This window comes from Rhizobium sp. AG207R (assembly GCF_027109195.1).
Classification (GTDB): Bacteria; Pseudomonadota; Alphaproteobacteria; order Rhizobiales; family Rhizobiaceae; genus Rhizobium; species Rhizobium dioscoreae.
Genome location: NZ_JAEPVT010000009.1, coordinates 220813 through 242743, shown reverse-complemented (window position 1 = coordinate 242743; position 21931 = coordinate 220813). Strand labels below are relative to the sequence as shown.

Below are 21931 nucleotides of genomic sequence, written 5' to 3'. Positions count from 1 at the left end.
TAAGGCGTTCGGCCCGATGGCTCGCGCGCTTTGAGCGACTTGCCTCATCCCCAAAACCAGGACTTATTGACCTCGGCACGCGCTTCGGCGCGCGTCATGCCGATATCGCGAAGCTGATCGTCAGTAAGATCACGCAGGTCCCACCTCGTTTCACGCTTTTCGAGATAGACCAGAAACTTCGCCAGCGCCCTTCGCAAAATTCCACGCCTTCGCGGACCACGACCTGCGCCTGTCGCTGCAGGCATCGAGCTATCGACGTCGGTGGTCATTTTCATGCTCCTCGGGGCTCGTATCAACATGGCCTCAGGATGCACTGGCGTAAGCAATGAATGAAGCTTATGGTATTTATACAATCCATAAGGAATTTTTCTATTGCTCAATCTGGATCAGCTGGCCGCCTTTGTCAGTGTCGTCGATCTCGGCAGTTTCACGGCTGCCGCCGATAAGGTCGGGCTGACGCAACCAGCCGTCAGCCTGCAGGTGAAGCTGCTGGAACAACGGCTCGGCGTGAAGTTGATCGAGCGCGTGGGACGACGGGCGCAGCCCTCGCCGGCCGGACTTGATCTGCTGCCGCATGCGCGGCGCATCATCGAAGCCTGCTCTGTGGCGGAGGAGGCGATGACGCCCTTTCGTGAGGGATCGATCGGCCGTGTGCGGATCGGTAGCGGCGGCACGGCCTCAATTCATCTCTTGCCGCGCGCCATCGCCATGGCAAAGAAACGCATGCCTGATCTCGAGATCATCGTACGCATCGGTAATATCGACGAGATTCTGCGGGATCTCGAAGCCAATGCGCTGGATCTCGCAGTGGTGGCCCTGCCCGCCGTCGGCCGTTCTCTCGAGGTCGAAGCATTCCATGAGGACGAGCTTTTGGCCGTCGCCCCCAAAGGAAGCCCAATGCCGGATGGCGGGCCGGATGTGGAATTCATGAAAGACAGGACTCTGTTGCTCTACGAAGGCGGCAACACACGTCGCGCGACGAACGAATGGTTCGAGGCAGGCGGCGTCCGCCCGGAACCGGCCATGGAGTTCGGTAGCGTCGAAGCCATCAAAGAGCTGGTCGCCGCGGGTCTCGGATGGTCCATCCTCCCGGACATGGCGCTGAGACGCGACAAGTCCGATCTTCTGGTGACGTCACCGCTCAGGCCGAGACTGGTACGGCAGCTCGGGATAGTCCTGCGCCGGGACAAGCATCTCACCAAGGGCCTTCGCGAGATCATGAAATCGCTGCGTGAAATTCAGGCAATGGAACACATGGTATGACTGCGGCTGGGCGCTCGTCGAACACCTAGCCGCGGCCAGGTCGATTATTGGAGCCGCTTGCGGCGCTCGATCTCCTCTTCGGACGGATTCGGCCCGACGAAGGAGCCGGTCTTTACCGGACCATCCGGCTGATAGGTCGCAAAGATGACGCCGTTAGAGGAAGACTGGGTGCGCAACAGTTTCATTGCGGCAGGAACCGCTCCGCCGGCGAACAGCTTCTTGCCGCCGCCCAGCACGACCGGAAAGATTACCAGCTTGAATTCGTCGATCAGCCTGTGACGCAGTAGGGTCTGAATAAGGTCGCCACTGCCCTGAATGAGAAGATCCGGTCCCTCGCCTGCTTTCAACCCCTTGATCGCCGCCACGACATCCTTGCCGAGCGACTGGCTCTTGTTCCATTTCAGCTCGGCATCGCCACGCGTTGCGACGTATTTGACAACGCTGTTGAATCGCTGGCCGATTGGATCGTCGTCGCCGACATAGGGCCAAAAGGCCGAGAAGATATCGTAGGTCTTGCGTCCGAGCAGCAGATCGAACGGCTTTTCGAACAGTTCGAAGAGCGCCTTACCAGTTTCCTCGTCGGCGTGAGGGAATACCCAGCCACCATACTCAAAACCGCCGGTCGGATCCTCGTCCGGACCGCCGGGTGCCTGCATGACGCCGTCGAGACTGATGAATGTTGCCGCTATAACTTTGCGCATGATATCCTCCTTTTCTGGCACGGTGCCCAGAGGACGTCTCATCGGTTTCGATCCCGACATGTGATCGATTATTTTTTAAACACGCAATCTAACGCTCGCGTTGGACTTGTGACCGATTGACTCTTGAACGCCGCCACGGAATCGGCAAAATTCATCCTATCAATATTTTCCTTGAGATACGAACCCGTCTGCGGGCCCGCCTCGTTTAATTATGCCTGGATAAAAGCGTGAGCAGCGATTCATCAAGAAGCGCCGCGAAGCCACTGGTTTCGCGTGCGCATGTCAATGCGGTCGGTTGGGGCCAAGGCCTGTCGACGATCGTCCGGATCACCCACATGACGCTGCGCCATCCCTGGCAGACAAGCTTCGCCATTGGGGCGACTTTTGTGGCTGCAACGTTGCAGCTGACGATCCCCCGCCTCTTGGGCCGTGCCGTCGATCAGACGCAGACGGCGGTTGCCGGCGGTGCCGCCGGCCAGATCGCAGAAAATGCACTGCTGACGACTGCGTTGCTGCTGCTGGTCATCAGCATTCTGCGCGGCCTGTTCACGATGGTGCAGAACTACTATAGCGAAGCCGTCGGCCACCATATGGGCTATGAGCTTCGGCTCGCCTGCTATGAGAAGATCCAGCAGCTCTCCTTCAGCTTCCACGACAAGGCCCATTCTGGCGATCTCATCACAGTCGGCCTGCTCGATCTCGAAGGCGTGCGCATGTATTTCTCGACCGCCCTGGTGCGCATGGTGCTACTGACCATGCTGATCGGCGTCGGCGCCTATATGCTGCTATCGACCGATGTCGCGCTCGGTCTCCTGGCCCTGAGCTTCGTGCCTTTCGTGGCGTGGCGCTCTTCCGTCACGCAGTTGCGGTTGCGTTCGACGTGGCTCGATCTGCAGGAGCGCCTCTCGGTGCTGACGCGCGTGATGGAGGAAAATCTCGGTGGCATCCGCGTGGTGCGCGCCTTCGCCGCGCAGGCACACGAACTCATGAAGTTCGACCGGGCCTCGCACAATGCGCTTTCACTTGCCCACAAGCGCGTCGGCATCCGCGTCGTCAATACCAGCGCCATGAATCTCTCCTTCTTCGTGTCCATGGGTCTGGTGCTTTGGCTCGGCGGCCTGAAGGTCATCAATGGGGAGATCAGCGTGGGCACGCTGGCTTCCTTCCTGACCTTCATGACCATCCTGCAGATGCCGGTGCGCCAGCTCGGCCTGATGGTGAATGCTTTCGCACGTGCCTCGACCTGCGGTTCGCGCCTGTTTGAGCTCCTCGATCTCGATATTCCCATCAAAGATGCGCCGGACGCCAAGCCGCTCGTCGTGACCGAAGGCACGCTCCGTTTTGAGAATGTCGACTTCAGCTATCCAGGTTCGGAAATGCGGCCGGTGCTGAAGAATATCTGTTTCGAGGCAAAGCGCGGGGAGACGGTCGGCATTGTTGGTCCGCCCGGCAGCGGCAAGTCCACCATTGCCCATCTCATTCCACGCTTTTACGACGTCACGGCCGGGCGGATCACGCTTGACGGCCAGGATATCCGCAAGGCGACGTTGCAATCGCTGCGGCAGAACGTTGCCGTCGTACAGCAGGATTCCTTCCTGTTCACGACCAGCATCGAGAACAACATCGCCTATGGCGACCCCTGGGCGAAGGAAACCCGCATAGAGCGCGCCGCAGAGTCGGCGCAGTTGCACAATTACATCCTCGGCCTGCCAGCCGGCTACACGACAATCGTTGGCGAGCGCGGCGTGTCGCTGTCCGGCGGGCAACGTCAGCGCCTGACGATCGCCCGGACATTGATGCTGAAGCCGGCCGTGATGGTCTTCGACGATTCCACCGCCGCGATTGACGCCGCAACGGAGCAGCGCATCCGCAGCGCCATGAAGCGTTTCGCCCGGGACCGAGTAACACTGATCGTCGCGCACAGGCTGAGTTCGCTGATGCATGCCGACCAGATCCTGTTCATCGAGGATGGCGCGATTGTCGAGCGCGGCACGCACGAGCAGCTCCTGGCCGCAGGTGGGCGGTACAAGGCGCTCTACGATCTGCAGGTTCGCCCTGAGGATGATGTCGTCAAGACGTCGGGCGGCACGCTCGAAAGGGCGAAAAGGGAGGTATGACAATGTCGGAAACCATCGAAACCGAGCGCAACGATGTGCGCGAGGATGGTCGTCGCCCTCCCCGTGCCGTGGTCGGGTCCCATCGCGTCGAAGAGGAGATATTCGGCAAGGTCTTCGACAGCAAGATCATCCGCCGCATCTGGGCCTTCGTCAGCCCCTATCGGCGGCAGATCTACATCTCCGTTGCGGCCGTTCTGCTCTTCACCGCATCGCAAATCGTCATACCGCTCGTCATCCGCCATGCGATCGACAGTGCGATGGCGCCCGGAGCCATAGATTATTCCGCACTCTGGTTGTCTCTGGGAGTTTTCACGGCGGCCATCCTCGTCAATTACGGAGCAAGCTATGTGCAGGAAACCTATGTCGGCCAGGTCGCCGAGGAAGTGCTGTTCGACATTCGCCGGGCGATGTTTGCGCATCTGCAGCGGGTCTCGCTATCCTTCATGGATAAAACGGAAGTCGGTCGCCTGATGTCGCGCCTGCAGGGCGACGTTAACTCCATGCAGGAATTCCTTGAAACTTCAGTGCTTTCCGTCGGTGACATTGCCCTGCTCTTCGGCATCGTCATCGTCATGCTGTCGCTGGATTTCCGGCTCGGCCTGCTGACGCTTTCCGTCATGCCGATCCTTTTCATCGTGCGGCTGTTCTGGCTGCCGAAGGCGCGTGTCGCCTTCATGAACGCGCATGAGACCAACTCCGTTACCAATGGCGCACTGGCGGAAGCGATCCATGGGGTGCGCGCCGTCCAGGGCATGCATCGGCAGAGCGTGAACTTCTCGCTTTTCGACGACAAGGCCCATGCGAACCTTCAGACGCACCTGACGGCGGCCCGCTATGCCCAGGTCATGGTGCCGATCGTCGACACGCTGACTGGCATGGCCATGGCGATCGTCATCATCGTCGGCGGCTCGATGGTGCTGAACCACAAGCTCGATGTCGGCATCATGGTCGCCTTCCTGTTCTACATTCAGCGCTTCTTCGACCCGATCCGTTCGCTGACCATGCAATATTCGGTCATGCAGCGCGCCATGGCGTCCGGCCAGCGGCTGACCGAGGTGCTCGATGTTCCAGTCGACATCAAGGATGCGCCCGATGCGATCGAGCTGTCGCCGGATATGGACGGCTCGGTGGAATTCCGCGATGTGATCTTCGGCTATAATCCCAAGCATCCCGTGCTGAAGAATGTGAGCTTCAGGGTTAATCCGGGAGAAACAGTAGCGCTGATCGGGCCAACGGGCTCGGGCAAGTCGAGCTCGATGGCGCTCATCCATCGCTTCTATGATGTGCAGCATGGTCAGGTATTGGTCGGTGGCCATGACGTGCGCTCCCTTACACAGGATTCGCTCGGACGCCAGATCGCCATGGTGCTACAGGAGCCGTTCCTCTTCACCGGTACGGTGCTGGAGAACATCCGCTACAACAAGACGGAGGCGACACGCGAAGAGGTCATCGAGGCCGCTAAAGCGGTCGGCGCGCATGAGTTCATCATGCGCCTTCCGGATGGCTACGACTCCGTTCTCGGCGAGCGCGGCGGCGGTCTTTCACTCGGCCAGCGCCAGCTCGTCAGCTTCGCCCGTGCCCTTGTTGCCGACGCCAAGATCCTCGTGCTCGACGAAGCGACGGCGAATATCGACAGCTACACCGAAATGCTGATCCAGAAAGCGTTGGTGAAGCTGCTCGAAGGCCGCACCGGTCTCGTCATCGCCCATCGTCTGGCCACCATCCGCGAGGCCGACCGCATTATCGTGTTGCAAAACGGCCAGTTGCTTGAAAGCGGCAACCACAATCAGCTGATGGCAAACGGCAAGCTTTACTCGAAGCTCTATAACCTCAATTATGCGTCCTTCGACGATATTCCGGAGGAGGAAGTCTCCGCTTCGGTACCGGTGGAGTCGCGAACCTAAAGCAATTCCCGGAAAAGTGCGTAGCGATTTTCGTCAAGAATTGCGTGGAAACAATGAGGTAGAGCAGTTCAAAGACTCCATAAAGAGCTGAACCGCTCCAGACATGCCGCACAAGACTGTGAGGACATAATCAATAATGGCCGACAGTATTCTGGTTCTCTACGGTTCCTACCGCTCGGATCGCGTCGGCATCCGGCTCGCGAATTTTATCGTAGCGGGCCTGATTGAGCGTGGAAACGACGTGGAGCTCATCGATGCGCAGGCGGTTGGACTGCCGATGCTCGATCGAATGTATAAGGAATATCCCAAAGGATCTGCTCCTCCGGCAATGGAGAGGCTTGCCGCAAAAATTCGAGCCGCCGATGCCTTCGTTTTCGTCACCGGCGAATACAATTGGGGTATGCAGCCCGGCCTGAAGAACCTGACCGATCATTATCTGGAAGAATGGTTCTGGCGCCCGGCGGCGATTGCCAGCTACTCCGGCGGCCGCCTCTCCGGCGCACATGCGGCGCCTGCCTGGCATGGCACTCTTTCAGAGATGGGAATGGTCGTCATCTCAAGCACGCTTGCCGTCGCCAACATATCGGCAGCATTGGACGCTGACGGCAGACCCACCGGGAGCGGAGGCGATGCGCTGGCAAGAGCTTTTCCCCGTTTTGCCGACGACCTCACCTGGTGGACCGAGGCAGCAAAACAGCAGCGCGCCCGTAAGGCACCTCCGTACTGAAAACCCGCGGCCTGGCCACAGCCAGGCGCATTTCGCTCATTCCCATCTAGCTTCGCGCGCCAGCAGATTGAGTTCCTGCTTCGAGCAAATCTAGCTTCGCGATAGTAACTTGCATCATGATAGTTACTCATGCTATCTGCCTCGCCCATGCAGAGAACCAGCTTCAGCAATTTCAAATGCCCCGCCGCCCGTGCGCTTGAAAGCGTAGGCGACTGGTGGAGCATCCTGATCCTGCGTGATGCGCTGCAGGGATTGCGCCGGTTCGACGAATTCCAGAAAAATCTCGGCGTTGCACCGAACATCCTGACGCGGCGCCTCAAGCATCTCACAGACGAAGGTCTGTTCGAGCGGCGACTCTATCAAGAGCGGCCGCCGCGCTACGAATATGTGCTGACCGAGAAGGGCCGGGATTTCTTCCCCGTGCTGATGGCGCTCTTCACCTGGGGCAATCGGCACTTGCCTACCGAAGAAGTCGCAATGCGCCTCGTCGACGCCAATACCGGTGAGGATCGCGACCCGCTTCTCATCGACCGCGTCACCGGCCGCACCTTCCAGCCCGAAGACACGATGCTTGTGCCCGGGCCTGCGGCCGATGACACCGTTCATGAACGCATAGCCCAGATGAAAGCATGGTTTCTGGGCTTCGACGCCTGACAGAATAGGAGCAAGACATGGATCGTATCGTCGTCACCGGCATGGGACTGGTTTCTCCCCTGGGCGTGGGTGTCAATGCAAGCTGGAAGCGGCTGGTCGAGGGGCGTTCCGGCCTCAGGCTGCTGCCTGAGGAAATGGTAGGTGATCTCACCGCCAAGATCGGTGGTGTTGTTCCCGATATATCGGAGGACCTCGAAGCCGGCTTCGACGCCGACCGCTATGTGCCGGTCAAAGACCAGAAAAAGATGGACCGGTTCATCCAATTTGCCATGGCGGCCGCCGAAGAGGCAATCCTGCAGGCCGGCTGGCAACCGACTGACGTCGGCGCTCTGGAACGGACGGCCACGATCATTGCATCGGGCGTCGGTGGCTTTCCCGCCATCGCTGATGCGGTTCGCACGGCGGAAACGAAAGGCGTGCGGCGTTTGTCACCCTTCACCATCCCCTCCTTCCTCGTCAACCTCGCCGCTGGCCAGGTGAGTATCCGCTATGGCTTCAAGGGGCCGCTCGGTGCGCCAGTCACCGCCTGTGCGGCCAGCGTGCAGGCGATCGGCGATGCCGCGCGGCTGATCCGCTCCGGAGAGGCCGATGTCGCCATCTGCGGCGGTGCCGAAGCCTGCATCGACAAAGTGAGCCTTGGCGGCTTCGCTGCAGCGCGTGCTCTCTCGACCGGCTTCAGCAACCGCCCGGAAGAAGCCTCCCGCCCATTCGACAGCGGGCGTGACGGCTTCGTCATGGGTGAAGGTGCCGGCATGCTTGTCATCGAGACCTTGGAGCACGCCCTTGCGCGTGGCGCCACGCCGCTGGCCGAGCTTGTCGGTTATGGCACTGCCGCCGATGCCTATCACATGACGGCAGGGCCGGAAGATGGCGATGGTGCGCGCCGGGCCATGCTTGCGGCACTTTCCCAGGCTCGCATTTCGCCGGCGGAGGTCAAGCATCTGAATGCGCATGCGACATCGACCCAGGTCGGCGACCGAGGCGAGATGGAAGCCATCAAAACCGTCTTCGGCCGTGACGGTGCGGTTGCCGTCAGCGGTACGAAGGCGGCGACCGGCCATCTTCTGGGCGCCGCTGGCGGCATGGAAGCGATCTTCACGATTATGGCTCTGCGAGACCAGATAGCGCCGCCGACCCGTAATCTACAGGATCCGGATCCGGCGGCGGAAGGCATCGACATCGTCGGTAGCACCGCGCGACCGATGGCCATGGACTATGCGATCTCCAATGGTTTCGGCTTTGGCGGCGTCAACGCCAGCGCCCTCTTCCGCCGCTGGCAGTAATCGCTTCTGCTTGAGATCAAAGCGCGCTAAGCTCTTCTCACATGGCTGAGGATGCACATGCGCGCTTTTTCTTTCGCCGTTTTTCTCTGCTGCTTTGCCTTTATGCCGGTCGCTTACGCGGAAGATCCGGTGCAAACGGCACAGAGCCTCATTGAGCAACAAATCGAGGCTTTTCTGCAGGATGATGCGGCGACCGCCTATTCCTTCGCCGCACCCGGCATCAAGGCGCTCTTCCCGGATAAGGACAGCTTCTTCGCCATGGTGAGGAAGAACTATCTGCCGGTCTACCACCCGGGCAACTACGCCTTCGGCAAGAGCCGAGCGATCGACAACGGTGCCGTCGTCTATCAGGAGGTGCTGATCACCGGCACCGATGACAAGGACTGGACAGCGATCTATCAAATCACCCGCCAGCCCGACGGCAGCTATAAGATCAACGGCGTGCAAATTCTTGCCAAAACGGCGAGCGAGGGTATCTGAGGCATATTGCTCACCCCCCAAACGCAAACAGCGCGTCTCAAAGGAGAGACGCGCTGTCATAGGGCTTAGGCCGGATCTTATTAACCGCGAATTCTAAGCGGATTTCCTGCAGACGTATTGCCGTCGAATTCCGGCCGTGGCTGCGGGATGACGACCGTTGAAGCCGGCATAGGCGTATTCGTGTACGTGGTCTCGCCGTTCGGAAGTGGTCCTGAAATTGCCATGTCCGTAGGCGCGGGCGTCGGGATCGGAACTGCAGTTGGGATAACGATGGCGCTCTGCGGCATGGTCACCATCGGGTTCGAGACCGGCGTAAATGCCGCAACGGCAGACGTCGTGGACGCCGGCTGCGTTTCCGGCAGCACAAACGGAGATTGCGGCGCGCCCTGCGTGGGCACATAATTCATCGCAACCTCGTAAGCCGGAAGCGGCGCAGGCGTCTGCAATTCGCCATCGCGACCACGCTTCTCATAGAACGCGTTACCGCCGGCATAAGCGACGTAGTGCATATTGTCGTACGGGAATCTCAGGCCCTCAGTATGAAAGAACATCGCGTCCTTCACCTGGGGATGCCGTTCGCCGCGTAGGATCTTCGAGGCAGCAACTTCGAGATCTGGCTTTGCCTGATCCTTGACTTCCCTGGTCATCACGCCTGGCGCGAACTGCTTTTCCTGGGCAACTACGCCGCAGATCGTGGGCGGATAGGCCCCGGAGGTCAGCCTGTTCATCACGACCGTACCGACTGCCATGTAACCACTCGGGTCGGACCGCTCCGATTCGAAGTACATTGCACGTTCGAGACAGTCCTTGTCCTTCATCGTGTAATTATAGGTAACCTTCGCGCCACGAATGGGCTTGGTGGTATTGCTGGGGGTAGCTGTTGTCTTCTGCGTCGTCGTGCAGCTGGTAGCGGCTAGGCCGACAACCAATAGTCCCGAAAGACATGCCCCGAATTTGCGTTGCGCCCTCAACGGCAAGTGCCTCCTATTTTCGGTAGTACAGCCCTTATCGATTAAGAGAATGCGTTTTAGCCGGATTTTTTCAAAATTCCAAGCAGCCACGCAATCAAATCAGCCAATGACGTTTTTTCAAAGGCGGATGGACCGTTTATTCCGATTCGCTATTTTTCCCAATGCTTTATTGTCGTCGAGCTCACTTTGAAACATGGCCGGAAACGGAAATTGCCCAAAGCAAGCCCGTTCCAGCCGGCTCAAAATGATGTTTGTTAAGGATAGCAATCAATCGATAATAAATGATTTACCAACAGAGCAAGCTCCATGCGCCAGCCGACCTCGACGAGGATTCGCCCCGGCGCGAAACAATAAAACGACCAATTGCCACGTATGGCCGAAGGTGGTTTCCAGATCTCGCAGCCGCTCGATTTCGCCCGTTCGAACAACAGATCGACGGCTTCTCGAGAGGGCTGCATGAAGCCGATATGATAGGTATTGCAACCGACGGAAACGCCATCGGCGCCGCCGAACTTCTCGACAGGCCGACTGATGACAAGTTCAAGCCCGGCATCATCGCGAAGGATGGCAAGGCCATTTGCGCCTCGCGTTTCCACCTCCCTCAGGCCAAAAACGGAAATAAAGAAATCCCGCGTCGCGGCGACATCGGGAACATACAGATCCAGGTGGTTCAGTCTCATGACAGCTCCAAAAGGCTTTCCCGCGGAGACATGTCGGTCGATCCGGCCCACGCCAACGCGGGACACTCGACCACAATGGTCAAGTTCCGCGTCGCGGGCTCTCATCACCAATGGCAAGGAGCAGTGCTTCCAGGCTGGAAGGGGTTGGGCCTACCGAAACCAACCCTGCCTTTTTCGACAGGCTTCTGTTAGCGCGAAATCGCCAGAGGAGCAAGATCGCGTAGCGTATCCTCAGCGTAGCTGGATCACGCCGGTTCGAGATCGCCCCTCGCCCAGTTCTCCATCGTTTCAGCCATGAAATCGGCAAAGCGGCCTTCGGCGATGGACTGGCGGATGCCCTGCATCAGTTCCTGATAGTAGGCAAGATTGTGCCAGGAGAGCAGCATGCCGCCGAGCGCTTCGTTGGCGCGGACAAGATGGTGCAGGTAGGCGCGGGAATAATCCCGCGAGGCCGGGCAGTTCGACTGCTCGTCGAGCGGGCGCATGTCTTCGGCATGGCGGGCATTGCGGATATTGACCTTGCCGCGACGGGTAAAGGCCAGTCCGTGACGGCCCGAGCGGGTCGGCATCACGCAATCGAACATATCGATGCCGCGAGCGACGGATTTGAGGATGTCGTCCGGTGTGCCGACACCCATCAGATAGCGCGGTTTATCTACCGGCAGTTCCGGAAGCGTGATCTCAAGCATGCGCAGCATGACTTCCTGCGGCTCGCCGACGGCAAGGCCACCGACCGCATAGCCCTTCAGATCCATGCCGCTCAGCGCCTGAGCCGACCGGACGCGAAGCTCCGGCACATCGCCGCCCTGGACGATGCCGAACATCGCTTTGCCGGGCTGGTTGCCGAAGGCGACCTTGCAGCGCTCCGCCCAGCGCAGCGACATTTCCATGGCACGCTCGATCTCCTTCGGCGTTGCCGGCAGAGCGACGCATTCGTCGAGCTGCATCTGGATATCGGAATCGAGCAGGCCTTGGATCTCGATCGACCGCTCGGGCGACATATGATGCAGGCTGCCGTCGACATGCGACTTGAAGGTAACGCCCTGCTCATCCAGCTTGCGCAGGCCCGAAAGCGACATCACCTGGAATCCGCCGGAATCGGTGAGGATCGGATGTGGCCAGCGGATCAGCTGATGCAAGCCGCCGAGGCGGGCGACGCGCTCGGCAGTCGGGCGCAGCATCAGATGATAGGTATTGCCGAGGATGATATCGGCGCCGCTTTCGCGCACCTGGTCGAGATACATCGCCTTGACGGTGCCGACCGTGCCGACGGGCATGAATGCCGGCGTGCGGATCGTGCCGCGCGGCATGGAAACTTCGCCGAGGCGCGCGCCGCCATCGGTCTTCTTCAATTGAAACTGAAAGCTCTCGCTCATTTCGTCCTAGTCTTTCCGGTGGAGCAGGCTGCCATCGCCGTAGGAATAGAAGCGATAGCCCGTCTCGATAGCATGTGTATAGGCCGCGCGCATCGTATCGAGGCCGGCAAAGGCCGATACGAGCATGAACAAGGTCGAGCGCGGCAGGTGGAAATTGGTCATCAGCATGTCGACGGCTTTGAAGCGATAGCCGGGCGTGATGAATATGCCCGTAGCACCCTGCCAGGGCTGGATGGCGCCGTCGTCTGCGGCGGCACTTTCGATCAATCGCAGCGACGTGGTTCCGACACAGACGATGCGCCCGCCCCTCGCCTTGACGGCATTGAGCCTTGCGGCAGTGGCGGCATCGACATAGCCGATCTCGAAATGCATCTTGTGATCGTCGGTATCGTCGGCTTTGACGGGCAGGAAGGTACCGGCTCCGACATGCAGCGTCACGAAATGCCGCTCGACATCAATGGCATCGAGTGCAGCAAACAGGGATGGCGTGAAATGCAGGCCAGCGGTAGGTGCCGCGACGGCGCCTTCTTCACGCGCGTAAATCGTCTGGTAATCGGCGCGATCGCGCTCGTCTTCGGGACGCTTCGCTGCGATATAAGGTGGCAGGGGAATATGCCCGACCGCGGCGATCGCTTCGTCCAACGCTGGGCCGGATAGATCGAACCGCAGAGTAATTTCGCCGCCCTCGCCCTTCTCCTCGACAGTCGCATCGAGCGAGCCCAGAACGCAGACATTTTCGCCATGACCGAACTGGATGCGGTCACCGATCTTGATGCGCTTTCCGGGCCTGGCAAAGGCCTTCCAGCAATCCGGCGCGGCACGCATGTGCAAGGTGGCCGAGACCTGCTGGCCAGGGGCGCCTTCGCGATGACGAATGCCTTCCAGCTGCGCCGGTATCACCTTTGTATCGTTAAAGACCATGGCATCGCCGGGGCGCAGGAAAGATGGCAAATCCCGCACCTGATGGTCGCTCAGCGTGTTGGCACCATCGTTTGGATCGACGACGAGCAGGCGCGCGCTATCGCGCGGCTCGGCGGGCCTGAGCGCGATACGCTCCTCCGGCAGATCGAAATCGAAAAGGTCAACACGCATTCAATTGGTCCAGGCAGTTCATTCAGGCAAAGCGAAACCCGCCCCTCACGCTAGCGGCGCAAGAGGCGGGTTTCAGGAATAATCACGATCAGACGTCGGCGGCAACCCGCGCGGATACGATCGAATCCGGATCCTTTACCGGCTCACCGCGCTTGATCTGGTCGACGAATTCCATGCCGGAGATGACCTGACCCCAGACGGAGTACTGCTTGTTCAGCCAGGGAGCATCCGCGAAGCAGATGAAGAACTGGGAATTGGCCGAGTTCGGGTTCTGCGAACGGGCCATTGAGCAGGTGCCGCGAATATGCGACGTCGCGGAGAACTCGGCCTTCAAATCCGGCTTGGAAGAGCCGCCCATGCCGGCACGGCCGGGATTGAAGGTTTCGCTGCCCTGCTTGCCGAACTGCACGTCGCCGGTCTGGGCCATGAAGCCATCGATGACACGATGGAAGACGACGCCATCATACGCCTTTTCGCGCGCAAGTTCCTTGATGCGGGCGACATGCTCGGGAGCAACCTGCGGCAGAAGCTGAATGACAACCTGGCCCTTGGTGGTTTCCAGGATGAGGGTGTTTTCTGGATCCTTGATCTCAGCCATGTTCGTTTCCTTGTTCTCTCTGTTTGCGCATGATCATAACTGGATCATGCAGCTTGCCTTGGCGCGATCTCGTCCAAAAGCCGCGCCGCGCCTTTTGGAATCACGCCCGTGAAATCACTTCTTGGTGACAGTAACCTTGATCATCTTGTCGGGGTTGCTCACTTCGCCGTTCTGGCCTTCGCCGCGCTTGATCTTGTCGACGAGCTCCATGCCCGAGATGACCTTGCCGACGACCGTGTACTGGCCGTTCAGGAAATCGCCATTGGCGAACATGATGAAGAACTGCGAATTGGCAGAATTCGGGTCCTGGGCGCGCGCCATGCCGACGGTGCCGCGCGTGAACGGAACCTTGGAGAATTCTGCCGGAAGGTTCGGCAGATCGGAACCGCCGGTGCCGGCCTTGTTCGGATCATACCCCTTGGAGGCATTGCCATACTGCACGTCGCCCGTCTGGGCCATGAAGCCATCGATGACGCGATGGAATACGACGTTGTCGTAGGCACCCTTCTTCGCCAGCGCTTCGATCTGCGCGACATGCTTCGGAGCAACTTCCGGCATCAACTGGATGACCACCGGGCCGTCCTTGAGCTGGATGGTCAAAAGATCTGCGGCTGCGGCCGAGAACGCGCTGCCTGCGAAGGCGGCAAGGCTCAGGAATCCTGCCAATGCAATATGAAAGAGTTTCATGGATGCTCCGTTCGGGATTGTATTTCGGCTCAGCTGTTGCCGCTGGCCTTATTTTTGAGTTTGCCGTTCAGCGCTTCCAGAACCGCTGACGGCACGAAGGCGCTGACATCGCCACCCATGGATGCGATCTGCCGCACCAATGTGGCGGTTATAGGCCGAGAGGCCGTACCGGCTGGCAGAAACAGCGTCTGGATATCCGGCGCCATCTGCCTGTTCATGCCAGCCATCTGCATTTCATAATCGAGATCGGTGCCATCGCGCAGGCCACGCACCAGCAAGGTCGCGCCATGGGCGCGGGCGGCATCGACGACCAGATTGTCGAAAGCGACGACGGAAATATCGCCCGCCTTTTGCGACAGAGCCTCACCGAGCGATCTGCGGATGAGCTCCGCCCGCTCCTCGAAGGAGAAAAGCGGCTTCTTGCCGGGGTGAATGCCAATCGCGACGATCACCTTGGCGGCGACGTTCAACGCCTGCACGAGGACATCCAGATGTCCGTTGGTCATCGGGTCGAAGGACCCAGGATAGAAGGCTGTCGTCATTACCAAGCCGGCTCGTTGTTTCGACGCCTTTTGTCATGGATGAGGCCGTATCGCAAGTGATTTGCAACCCAGCGGCCGCCTCTGAACTGCAGATGAACGCGCCGTTCAAGCCCGTTTCAGCTCGACAATGCTTTACTGACATCAACATCGAAACGGGCCTGCTTCAATGGCTCGCCAATCTCGATTTCAGGGACATCATGCCATGCTCGTCTTCATCATCGCAGGCGCCATCATCGGTTCATTTTTCGTCGAATACCTCGTTCATCTTTTCGCCGATAATTATGAGATCGAATGGGATTCCGCCTCGGAAAGCGGCAAGGACATCGATTTTGCCCAAGAAATCGCCACTGCTATGCGCAGGACGCATCGCGAATCTGAACGCCAGATGAACAAGGCATTCAAGGTCGCTTCAGACGCGCATTGCTAGATAGCTCTCAATATCGGCGGAACCATTTGGGAAACGCCGCGTTAACAGACCGAAACTCAGATCGCATATTGCGGCAAGAAGGAAGAAGAGTATGCCCGACAAGATCACCCTCATTAACGTTGTTTGGATGGCCATGATTTCGGGAATGCTCGCAGCAACCGTTGCGCTTTACGATCAGAAACCCGACCAGTCGAAGATCTACGGTCCCTTTGCTTCGGCTCGTCCCTTCGTTGCCTCGAGCCAGTACTAAGGGATCTGAACGCTAGTCCCACCAAAGGAGGGAGCGATCATGTTCACAATTTTGACGCTGCTTACACTTTTCATCAGCATCATGTTTGTCGTGTCAGTCGCATCCACCATTTCGGCGCTTCATCGCGAAAGCGAAGAGAGCAAGAGGCTGCATAAGCGTCACAAGACGCTCTGATCTCCGCGTACCGAGCATCTCTCCCCGCCATATGCTCGGATGGACCCTGAACCGGACGCTTTCCCCGCCAGCGTCCGGTTTTTTATTACCATTATGGTCCCGGCGCTTTCCCTTCAGGCCCTGCCGCAAAGACGCAAAATCGTGATTTTGCAAGGGAAAGAGCGCCAGCCGCTTCAATCATGCTATGATGATCGCGGTTCATCGAGGGATCGAGATGCGCGTTGTTCTGACAGGCAGCTCCGGGCGACTTGGCCGGGCGATCTTTAATGCGCTGGCGCCAAGCCATAGGGTGATTGGCATCGATCGTTCACCGTTTTCGACGACGCATCTCCTCGGAGATTTTGCCGATGCGGCGTTGCTGCGCCAGGCGCTGACGGGTGCGGATGCAGTCATCCATTGCGCGGCCCTGCATGCCCCTCATGTCGGCGCGGTTTCCGACGATGAATTTCGCCGCATCAATGTGGACGGAACACGGCAGCTTGCGGAAGCGGCACTGGCTGCCGGCGTTAAGAGACTGGTATTTACCAGCACGACCGCACTTTATGGTCGCGCCGTTGCTCCCGGTCATTGCACATGGGTCGATGAAGACACCGTACCGCAACCGAAAAGCATCTATCACCGCACGAAACTGGAAGCCGAGCAGATCCTTAAAGGGATGACTGGCCCGGATTTGCAGGTCCGCGTTTTACGCATGTCTCGAAGTTTTCCAGAAACAGCCAATGTAATGGCTATTCATCGCCTGCATCGCGGTGTCGATATCCGCGATGTCGCGGATGCCCATGTCGCGGCGCTGACGAATGGCGGCAAAGATTTTCAACGACATATTGTTTCCGCCGGCACGTTGTTCAAACCGGAAGATTGCGAGGCGCTCGCGGTGGACGCCGCCTCCATCATCCAGCTGCGCGCGCCTGGCCTTGCCGCCAAATTTGCACAGCGAAACTGGTTGCTGCCTGACAGAATTGATCGCATCTACGCGTCGAAATCTGCGGGCGCGGTCCTCGGCTGGCATTTCCGCTTTGGCTATGATGAGGTTTTCGCGCAGCTGGATCGGGAGAGCCTCGAGGTTCTGCCGCCTTTTTCGCAAAACTACGAACGCCCGGAATAACGGGTTGGGAAATGGCCGCCAGATCCGGGCAGGCCATGCTCCAAATGACAATCGCATGAGCCAGCTGCCAAGCTCATGCGATTGAAAATCTTCAGCTCCCAGATGGTCCTGCCGAACCCTTTCCGAGTAGGCACAGCGAAGACTATTCTTCGCTGCCACCCTCGCTACCGGCACCTCCTGCTTCACCGGCAGCGGCGTCATCCTCGGCTGCCGAAGCATCGTCCTCATCGCCTTCCGGCTCGCTGATACGCTCGACAGAGACGACCTTCTCATCCTTGGCGGTCGAGAAGATGGTGACGCCCTTGGTGGCGCGGCTGGCGATGCGGATGCCGCCGACGGGCACGCGGATCAGCTGACCGCCATCCGAGACAAGCATGATCTGATCGCCGTCCTCGACCGGGAAGGCAGCAACAAGCTCGCCAATCTCGCCCGTCTTCGACGTGTCGGTGGCGCGGATACCCTTGCCGCCGCGGCCGGAGATACGGAAATCGTAGGAAGACGAACGCTTGCCGAAACCCTTCTCCGAAACGGTCAGAACAAACTGCTCGAGCGCCTTGAGCTCCTCGTAGCGCTCATCGCTGAGCTGTCCCTCTTCGGTGACTTCTTCGCCGACCAGCGCAATCTCCTCGTCATCGCCCGTTGCGGAGCGGCGCTCGCTGACGGAGCGTTTGAGATAGGCCGCGCGCTCCCACGGCTCGGCATCCACGTGGCGGACGATCGTCATCGAGATGATGCGATCGCCGGATGCAAGGCTGATGCCGCGAACGCCGATGGAGTTGCGGCCGGCAAAGACGCGCACATCCGAAACCGAGAAGCGGATGCACTGGCCGAGCGCCGTCGTCATCAGCACGTCGTCGTGTTCGGTGCAGGTCTCGACGGAGAGGATTTCATCACCCTCTTCCTCGAGCTTCATGGCGATTTTGCCGTTGCGATTGACCTGCACGAAATCCGACAGCTTGTTGCGGCGCACGGTTCCGCGCGTCGTCGTGAACATGACGTCGAGATTGTCCCAGCTATCCTCATCTTCCGGCAGAGGCATGATCGTGGTGATGCGTTCGCCGGGTTCCAGCGGCAGCATGTTGATCAGTGCCTTGCCGCGCGATGTCGGCGTGCCGATCGGCAGACGCCAGACCTTTTCCTTGTAGACGATACCGCGGGACGAGAAGAACAGAACCGGCGTATGTGTATTGAGAACGAATAGCCGGGTAACGAAATCCTCGTCGCGGGTGGTCATTCCGGAGCGGCCCTTGCCGCCACGCCGCTGCGCACGATAGGTGGTCAGCGGCACGCGCTTGATATAGCCGAGATGGGACACGGTGACGACCATGTCCTCGCGGGCGATCAGATCCTCGTCGTCCATCTCGAGGCCGCCATCGACGATCTCGGTGCGGCGCGGCGTCCCAAATTCGTCGCGAACCGCAGCAAGCTCTTCTTTTACAATGGTTTGGATGCGGGCACGCGACGAGAGAATATCAAGGTAGTCCTTGATCTCGGCACCAATCTGATTGAGTTCCTCATCGATCTCGTCACGGCCGAGAGCGGTCAGGCGTGCCAGACGCAGCTCGAGAATGGCGCGGGCCTGCTCTTCCGAGAGGTTGTAGGTGCCGTCCTCATTAATGCGGTGACGCGGGTCATCGATTAGCCGGATAAGCGATTCGACGTCCGCTGCATTCCAGCGGCGCGTCATCAGCTCTTCACGGGCCGATTGCGGATCGGGCGCTTGCCGAATGACGCGGATGACTTCGTCGATATTAGCGACGGCAATGGCCAGACCTACCAAGACGTGGGCGCGATCGCGCGCCTTGCGCAGCAGATACTTGGTGCGGCGGCTGATGACTTCCTCACGGAACGCCACGAAAGCGCGCAGCATGTCCATCAGGTTCATCTGCTCCGGCTTGCCGCCGTTCAGCGCCACCATGTTGCAGCCAAAGGAGGTCTGCAGCGGCGTGTAGCGATAAAGCTGGTTCAGGATGACATCGGCATTGGCGTCGCGCTTCAGCTCGACGACAACGCGATAACCCTGGCGGTCGGATTCGTCGCGCAGATCCGAGATGCCTTCGATGCGCTTCTCGCGCACGAGTTCGGCCATCTTCTCGATCATCGACGCCTTGTTCACCTGATAGGGAATCTCGGTGATGATGATCTGCTCGCGATCGCCGCGCATCGGCTCAATGGTCGCGACACCGCGCATGACAACCGAGCCGCGGCCCGTCTCATAGGCGGAGCGGATGCCGGCGCGGCCGAGGATCTTCGCACCGGTCGGGAAATCCGGACCGGGGATGATCTCCATCATCTCAGGCAGCTCGATTGCCGGATTATCGATCAGCGCGATACAGCCATTGATGACTTCGGAGAGGTTGTGCGGCGGAATGTTCGTCGCCATGCCGACGGCGATGCCGCCCGAGCCGTTGACCAGCAGGTTCGGGAAGCGTGCCGGCAGAACCTTCGGCTCTTCCGTCGTCGCATCGTAATTTTCCTGGAAATCGACCGTTTCCTTGTCGATATCCTCAAGAAGTTCGTGGGCGACCTTCGTCAGGCGCGATTCCGTATAACGCATCGCCGCCGGCGGATCGCCGTCGATCGAGCCGAAATTGCCCTGCCCGTCGATGAGCGGCACCCGCATCGACCAGTCCTGCGCCATGCGGACCAAGGCGTCGTAGATCGAGGCGTCGCCGTGCGGGTGGTAGCTACCCATGACGTCAGCGACGGGACGGGCCGACTTCACATATTTGCGGTTCCAGTGATAGCCGCTCTGATGCGCCGCATAAAGGATGCGCCGATGAACGGGCTTCAGACCATCACGGACGTCGGGAAGCGCGCGGCTGACGATCACGCTCATGGCGTAATCGAGATAGGACCGCTGCATTTCCTCCATGATGGAAATCGGCTCGATGCCTGGCGGGAGCTTCCCGCCGCCGGGTGGTGTTTGCTCAGTCAAAACAGATCACGATCTCTTTTAGAATCACTGCGAAATTTATAGCCGAAAGGCCTGGCGAGCGCCAATTTGGGCCGGTGTTTTTGAACAGGTTTTGCCCCTTTAAGCCATGGAATCGAACATTTCCATGGCGAAATCCATCGACGCGGATGCATGGCCCTTTGCGAAAGCCCATTCCTCGCATAACAATGCCCGTTAACAACGACAGAATAAGCTCTGGGGACTATATGGCGAGCGCGGATACGCTGATCAATGCCTTCACGACTCTGCTTGTCACTGTCGATCCGCCGGGGCTCGCACCGCTTTTCATCGGACTTACGGCCGGCATGAACCGTTCAGAGCGCAAGCAAGTGGCGCTGCGTGGCTCGCTGATCGCCTTCTTCATTCTGGCAGCCTTTGCGCTCTTCGGTGCGAGTGTTCTTGGCGTCCTTGGCATCTCCATCGGCGCTTTTCGTATTGCCGGCGGGCTACTGCTCTTCTGGATCGCCTTCGAGATGGTGTTCGAGCGGCGGCAGGACAGGAAAGAGAAGACGACGGAAGTCGCCATTACCAAGGATCATATCCGCAATATCGCGGTTTTCCCCCTCGCCTTGCCCTTGATCGCCGGTCCCGGCGCCATCTCGGCGACAATCCTTTTGGCAGGATCGCTGCAAACCACGCTCGACCGCGCGCAACTGATCGGCGTCATCGCCGTCAATCTGGCCCTGGTCTTTGCGGCCCTTGCCATTTCCGACAGGCTCGACCGAATGCTGGGCGCCACCGGCCGCGCCATTCTGACCCGCCTGCTCGGGGTTATCCTTGCGGCGCTTGCCGCGCAGTTCGTCGTAGATGGGGCAAAAGCGGCGCTACAAGCAGGTTAAAGCTTTTATCGCTATCACCCGCGCTACACAGAACATCGTGTTTCGGTGTGCATTGAATAAGGATCGGCAATGTTTTTCAAAAACATAATCCGTGGATTCTTCAAGAAATATGGATATACTTTTATAAAGACGGAGTACTTGGTAGATGAAAAAGACACTGAATATGCGTCCATCAACATCGTTACAGAAGATAATCTACAGAAAAAGATTCTTTTTATTTATCTCGCTGACGAAGTATCCAGAACTCACATTTTAACGAAGGAGAACATCAAGGATACCATAGTGAGCTGCCAATTAATCCTAGAAGAATTAAACAATCAATCGGAAGGCTCGAATCCGCTCGATAGGTGAGCCTTCTGTCTGGCCGCGCTGTGCGTAAAATAGCTCACCTGAAGGTGAGCTATTGGATAGTTTAGCTGGCAAGCATATCGATCAGAACGGGATATCATCATCCAAATCGCGCGAGAAGTTACCGCCGCCCTGGCTGCTGCCACCACGGTTGCCGCCACTGCCGCGGGAAGAGCCCTGCGACGAGGACTGGCCGTAATCGTCGCCACCGTAGTCGCCGCCGTAACCACCGCCAAAGTCACCGCCGCCGCGGCCGCCACGGCTGCCGCCTTCCATGGAACCGCCGCCTTCGCCACGGCCATCAAGCATGGTCAGGGTCGAATTGAAGCCCTGCAGCACGACTTCCGTGGAGTAGCGGTCCTGACCGTTCTGATCCTGCCATTTGCGGGTTTGCAGCGCACCTTCGATGTAGACCTTGGCGCCTTTCTTCAAATACTGCTCGGCAACCTTGCAGAGGCCTTCATTGAAGATGACGACGCGGTGCCATTCGGTCTTTTCCTTGCGCTCGCCGGAATTGCGGTCGCGCCAGGTTTCCGAGGTAGCAATGTTGAGGTTGGCGATCGGGCGGCCGTCCTGCGTGCGGCGGATTTCCGGGTCCGCCCCGAGATTTCCAATCAGAATTACCTTGTTCACACTACCGGCCATGACATCACCCTGCTTGCCGCCCATCGACGGCTTTGAAATTCTATCTGCGCACCTTAACCCATAGCGGCTGTCAGGTGCTATTTATGCGGCCTTCCCAGTTCCGTTCATCCAC

The 21931-nt window shown here is 59.0% G+C and carries 23 protein-coding genes; 12 read left to right on the top strand and 11 right to left on the bottom strand.

Annotation, left to right across the window (positions count from 1 at the left end; genetic code table 11):
- Nucleotides 1–44 precede the first annotated feature (44 nt).
- Entirely contained in the window at nt 45–269 is a 225-nt protein-coding gene (locus tag JJQ51_RS22400) for a DUF1127 domain-containing protein (RefSeq protein ID WP_113352531.1), read from the bottom strand.
- Nucleotides 270–372: 103 nt separating this feature from the next.
- Between JJQ51_RS22400 and JJQ51_RS22395 the strand changes: the two genes are divergently transcribed.
- Entirely contained in the window at nt 373–1263 is an 891-nt protein-coding gene (locus tag JJQ51_RS22395) for a LysR family transcriptional regulator (RefSeq protein ID WP_113352532.1), read from the top strand.
- A 44-nt stretch (nt 1264–1307) separates the two neighbouring features.
- Here JJQ51_RS22395 and JJQ51_RS22390 read toward each other — a convergent pair whose 3' ends face one another.
- Entirely contained in the window at nt 1308–1964 is a 657-nt protein-coding gene (locus tag JJQ51_RS22390) for a dihydrofolate reductase family protein (protein WP_113389634.1), read from the bottom strand.
- Nucleotides 1965–2191: 227 nt separating this feature from the next.
- On the opposite strand from JJQ51_RS22390, the gene JJQ51_RS22385 reads away from it, so the two are divergent.
- From JJQ51_RS22385 to JJQ51_RS22360, 6 genes are all read left to right on the top strand, one after another.
- Nucleotides 2192–4081, top strand: coding sequence for an ABC transporter ATP-binding protein (locus JJQ51_RS22385; RefSeq protein ID WP_113352533.1), 1890 nt, complete (start codon nt 2192–2194; stop codon nt 4079–4081).
- Between the two features lie 2 nt (nt 4082–4083).
- Entirely contained in the window at nt 4084–5985 is a 1902-nt protein-coding gene (locus tag JJQ51_RS22380; protein ID WP_113333787.1) for an ABC transporter ATP-binding protein, read from the top strand.
- A gap of 136 nt (nt 5986–6121) precedes the next feature.
- Nucleotides 6122–6712 (top strand): NADPH-dependent FMN reductase, encoded by a 591-nt coding sequence (locus tag JJQ51_RS22375; RefSeq protein ID WP_113352534.1) that lies wholly within the window; start codon nt 6122–6124, stop codon nt 6710–6712.
- 147 nt (nt 6713–6859) lie between these two features.
- On the top strand, nt 6860–7366 hold the full coding sequence (locus JJQ51_RS22370) for a winged helix-turn-helix transcriptional regulator (protein ID WP_113352677.1): 507 nt from the start codon (nt 6860–6862) through the stop codon (nt 7364–7366).
- Between the two features lie 17 nt (nt 7367–7383).
- Nucleotides 7384–8649 carry a beta-ketoacyl-ACP synthase II gene (fabF, locus tag JJQ51_RS22365; RefSeq protein ID WP_113352535.1) on the top strand — a complete coding sequence of 422 codons (1266 nt, stop codon included), beginning with the start codon at nt 7384–7386 and terminating at the stop codon, nt 8647–8649.
- A gap of 57 nt (nt 8650–8706) precedes the next feature.
- Nucleotides 8707–9129, top strand: a complete 423-nt coding sequence (locus JJQ51_RS22360; RefSeq protein WP_113333784.1) for a DUF4864 domain-containing protein — start codon at nt 8707–8709, stop codon at nt 9127–9129.
- An 80-nt stretch (nt 9130–9209) separates the two neighbouring features.
- Here JJQ51_RS22360 and JJQ51_RS22355 read toward each other — a convergent pair whose 3' ends face one another.
- The 7 genes from JJQ51_RS22355 to coaD form a co-directional block, all read right to left on the bottom strand.
- Nucleotides 9210–10100 (bottom strand): cell wall hydrolase, encoded by an 891-nt coding sequence (locus JJQ51_RS22355; RefSeq protein ID WP_113352536.1) that lies wholly within the window; start codon nt 10098–10100, stop codon nt 9210–9212.
- A 254-nt stretch (nt 10101–10354) separates the two neighbouring features.
- The gene (locus JJQ51_RS22350; RefSeq protein WP_113352537.1) at nt 10355–10780 is read right to left on the bottom strand and encodes a VOC family protein; all 426 of its coding nucleotides are present in this window, start codon (nt 10778–10780) and stop codon (nt 10355–10357) included.
- Between the two features lie 245 nt (nt 10781–11025).
- Nucleotides 11026–12156: a tRNA guanosine(34) transglycosylase Tgt gene (gene tgt / locus JJQ51_RS22345; RefSeq protein WP_113352538.1), complete on the bottom strand. Its 1131-nt coding sequence runs from the start codon at nt 12154–12156 to the stop codon at nt 11026–11028.
- Between the two features lie 6 nt (nt 12157–12162).
- Entirely contained in the window at nt 12163–13248 is a 1086-nt protein-coding gene (gene queA, locus JJQ51_RS22340; protein WP_113352539.1) for a tRNA preQ1(34) S-adenosylmethionine ribosyltransferase-isomerase QueA, read from the bottom strand.
- Between the two features lie 88 nt (nt 13249–13336).
- Complete coding sequence (locus JJQ51_RS22335; protein ID WP_092715425.1) at nt 13337–13846, bottom strand: peptidylprolyl isomerase; 510 nt, start codon at nt 13844–13846, stop codon at nt 13337–13339.
- A gap of 114 nt (nt 13847–13960) precedes the next feature.
- The gene (locus JJQ51_RS22330) at nt 13961–14533 is read right to left on the bottom strand and encodes a peptidylprolyl isomerase (protein WP_112421537.1); all 573 of its coding nucleotides are present in this window, start codon (nt 14531–14533) and stop codon (nt 13961–13963) included.
- Nucleotides 14534–14562: 29 nt separating this feature from the next.
- The gene (coaD, locus tag JJQ51_RS22325; RefSeq protein ID WP_113352540.1) at nt 14563–15075 is read right to left on the bottom strand and encodes a pantetheine-phosphate adenylyltransferase; all 513 of its coding nucleotides are present in this window, start codon (nt 15073–15075) and stop codon (nt 14563–14565) included.
- A 202-nt stretch (nt 15076–15277) separates the two neighbouring features.
- Here coaD and JJQ51_RS22320 point away from each other — a divergent pair, with 202 nt between their 5' ends.
- The 4 genes from JJQ51_RS22320 to JJQ51_RS22305 all read left to right on the top strand — a co-directional run bounded on the left by JJQ51_RS22320 (nt 15278) and on the right by JJQ51_RS22305 (nt 17031).
- The gene (locus JJQ51_RS22320; RefSeq protein WP_233788709.1) at nt 15278–15502 is read left to right on the top strand and encodes a hypothetical protein; all 225 of its coding nucleotides are present in this window, start codon (nt 15278–15280) and stop codon (nt 15500–15502) included.
- A gap of 91 nt (nt 15503–15593) precedes the next feature.
- The gene (locus tag JJQ51_RS22315) at nt 15594–15752 is read left to right on the top strand and encodes a hypothetical protein (protein ID WP_015339886.1); all 159 of its coding nucleotides are present in this window, start codon (nt 15594–15596) and stop codon (nt 15750–15752) included.
- A gap of 39 nt (nt 15753–15791) precedes the next feature.
- Nucleotides 15792–15926: a hypothetical protein gene (locus tag JJQ51_RS22310; RefSeq protein ID WP_257713997.1), complete on the top strand. Its 135-nt coding sequence runs from the start codon at nt 15792–15794 to the stop codon at nt 15924–15926.
- 214 nt (nt 15927–16140) lie between these two features.
- Nucleotides 16141–17031, top strand: coding sequence for an NAD-dependent epimerase/dehydratase family protein (locus tag JJQ51_RS22305; RefSeq protein ID WP_113352678.1), 891 nt, complete (start codon nt 16141–16143; stop codon nt 17029–17031).
- 142 nt (nt 17032–17173) lie between these two features.
- Here the strand turns inward: JJQ51_RS22305 and gyrA are convergent, their stop codons facing one another.
- A complete protein-coding gene (gene gyrA / locus JJQ51_RS22300) occupies nt 17174–19969 on the bottom strand; it encodes a DNA gyrase subunit A (protein WP_069612165.1) in 2796 nt (931 codons plus the stop codon).
- Between the two features lie 224 nt (nt 19970–20193).
- Here gyrA and JJQ51_RS22295 point away from each other — a divergent pair, with 224 nt between their 5' ends.
- Nucleotides 20194–20826: a MarC family protein gene (locus JJQ51_RS22295; RefSeq protein WP_113389621.1), complete on the top strand. Its 633-nt coding sequence runs from the start codon at nt 20194–20196 to the stop codon at nt 20824–20826.
- 432 nt (nt 20827–21258) lie between these two features.
- Here JJQ51_RS22295 and JJQ51_RS22290 read toward each other — a convergent pair whose 3' ends face one another.
- A complete protein-coding gene (locus JJQ51_RS22290; protein ID WP_113389633.1) occupies nt 21259–21819 on the bottom strand; it encodes a single-stranded DNA-binding protein in 561 nt (186 codons plus the stop codon).
- Nucleotides 21820–21931: the final 112 nt, after the last annotated feature.

Excerpts from the sequence above, each read along its gene's own strand:
- coaD (WP_113352540.1), bottom strand. The coding sequence starts at position 15,075 with ATGACGACAGCCTTCTATCCTGGGTCCTTCGACCCGATGACCAACGGA.
- JJQ51_RS22400 (WP_113352531.1), bottom strand. The coding sequence starts at position 269 with ATGACCACCGACGTCGATAGCTCGATGCCTGCAGCGACAGGCGCAGGT.
- JJQ51_RS22295 (WP_113389621.1), top strand. The coding sequence starts at position 20,194 with ATGGCGAGCGCGGATACGCTGATCAATGCCTTCACGACTCTGCTTGTC.
- JJQ51_RS22390 (WP_113389634.1), bottom strand. The coding sequence starts at position 1,964 with ATGCGCAAAGTTATAGCGGCAACATTCATCAGTCTCGACGGCGTCATG.
- tgt (WP_113352538.1), bottom strand. The coding sequence starts at position 12,156 with ATGAGCGAGAGCTTTCAGTTTCAATTGAAGAAGACCGATGGCGGCGCG.
- JJQ51_RS22350 (WP_113352537.1), bottom strand. The coding sequence starts at position 10,780 with ATGAGACTGAACCACCTGGATCTGTATGTTCCCGATGTCGCCGCGACG.
- JJQ51_RS22320 (WP_233788709.1), top strand. The coding sequence starts at position 15,278 with ATGCTCGTCTTCATCATCGCAGGCGCCATCATCGGTTCATTTTTCGTC.
- JJQ51_RS22375 (WP_113352534.1), top strand. The coding sequence starts at position 6,122 with ATGGCCGACAGTATTCTGGTTCTCTACGGTTCCTACCGCTCGGATCGC.
- JJQ51_RS22310 (WP_257713997.1), top strand. The coding sequence starts at position 15,792 with ATGTTCACAATTTTGACGCTGCTTACACTTTTCATCAGCATCATGTTT.
- JJQ51_RS22315 (WP_015339886.1), top strand. The coding sequence starts at position 15,594 with ATGCCCGACAAGATCACCCTCATTAACGTTGTTTGGATGGCCATGATT.
- queA (WP_113352539.1), bottom strand. The coding sequence starts at position 13,248 with ATGCGTGTTGACCTTTTCGATTTCGATCTGCCGGAGGAGCGTATCGCG.
- JJQ51_RS22380 (WP_113333787.1), top strand. The coding sequence starts at position 4,084 with ATGTCGGAAACCATCGAAACCGAGCGCAACGATGTGCGCGAGGATGGT.
- JJQ51_RS22305 (WP_113352678.1), top strand. The coding sequence starts at position 16,141 with ATGCGCGTTGTTCTGACAGGCAGCTCCGGGCGACTTGGCCGGGCGATC.
- fabF (WP_113352535.1), top strand. The coding sequence starts at position 7,384 with ATGGATCGTATCGTCGTCACCGGCATGGGACTGGTTTCTCCCCTGGGC.
- JJQ51_RS22360 (WP_113333784.1), top strand. The coding sequence starts at position 8,707 with ATGCGCGCTTTTTCTTTCGCCGTTTTTCTCTGCTGCTTTGCCTTTATG.
- JJQ51_RS22335 (WP_092715425.1), bottom strand. The coding sequence starts at position 13,846 with ATGGCTGAGATCAAGGATCCAGAAAACACCCTCATCCTGGAAACCACC.
- JJQ51_RS22290 (WP_113389633.1), bottom strand. The coding sequence starts at position 21,819 with ATGGCCGGTAGTGTGAACAAGGTAATTCTGATTGGAAATCTCGGGGCG.
- JJQ51_RS22330 (WP_112421537.1), bottom strand. The coding sequence starts at position 14,533 with ATGAAACTCTTTCATATTGCATTGGCAGGATTCCTGAGCCTTGCCGCC.
- JJQ51_RS22370 (WP_113352677.1), top strand. The coding sequence starts at position 6,860 with ATGCAGAGAACCAGCTTCAGCAATTTCAAATGCCCCGCCGCCCGTGCG.